Source organism: Phaeobacter sp. JH20_37 (assembly GCF_048056015.1).
Lineage (GTDB): Bacteria > Pseudomonadota > Alphaproteobacteria > Rhodobacterales > Rhodobacteraceae > Phaeobacter > Phaeobacter bryozoorum.
Window position 1 is genome coordinate 1 of the sequence record NZ_JAYMWW010000012.1, and the last position, 813, is coordinate 813.

An 813-nucleotide genomic window follows, 5' to 3' on the forward strand; every position below is an offset into this window, starting at 1 on the left:
ATTCACAGGCAGCGCTGAACGTGATTCAAGTTGGTATCTGCGATGGAGACCAGCTTGGCACGAGACCTTATCTCGGACGAAGAATGGGTGTTCTTTGAGCGTTTCATCCTTTCTGCCCGTGCCCCGAACGGACGCAAACCAACCAACCACCGGCTTGTTCTTGATGGGATATTCTGGATTGCCCGGACCGGCGCGCCATGGCGCGATCTGCCGGAAGAGTTTGGCAAGTGGTCGAGCGTCTACCGCCAGTTCCGGCGCTGGACGCTGGCGGGGCTCTGGGAGGAGATCATGGACGCTCTGAACCAAAGCGGGGCCGTGCCAGACGCCCTGCAAATGATCGATAGCACCGTGATCCGGGCCCATCATCAGGCAGCGGGTGCAAAAGGGGGACTCCGCGACAGGGTTTCGGGCGCTCAAGAGGTGGCTTCACGACCAAGATCCACCTCCTCTTCAACGCGCATGGTCTGCCCATGAGGACAGAGATCACGCCGGGCCAGACATCCGACTATCTCGGTTTCGATCTGGTCATGGCCGACAACCTGCCCAGTCCCAGCGTGTTGCTGGCGGATCGTGGCTATGATGGCGATAGCATCAGGGCGAGCTTGAATGCGCGCAACGTCCTGCCCGTTATCCCAATGCGAAAATCTCGTAAGAAGCGTATCGGTGTCGACCGCTCGCTTTACCGCCTGCGCAACCTGGTCGAGCGCTGCTTCAACAAACTAAAGAACGCACGCCGCGTGGCAACTCGCTACGACAAAACCATGGAAAGCTTCCTGGGCTTCATCGACATTACATCCATCCGGCTTTGGCTCA

1 protein-coding gene is annotated in these 813 nt (G+C 58.5%); it reads left to right on the forward strand.

The features are described from left to right. Positions 1–42: 42 nt before the first annotated feature. Positions 43–813 (forward strand): IS5 family transposase gene (locus VWZ87_RS04935; protein WP_416534819.1). Its coding sequence is split into 2 segments (ribosomal slippage), with 772 coding nucleotides annotated over them: positions 43–379 and positions 379–813; the frame shifts between segments, so codons are not numbered across the junction. This gene is flagged as partial in the annotation.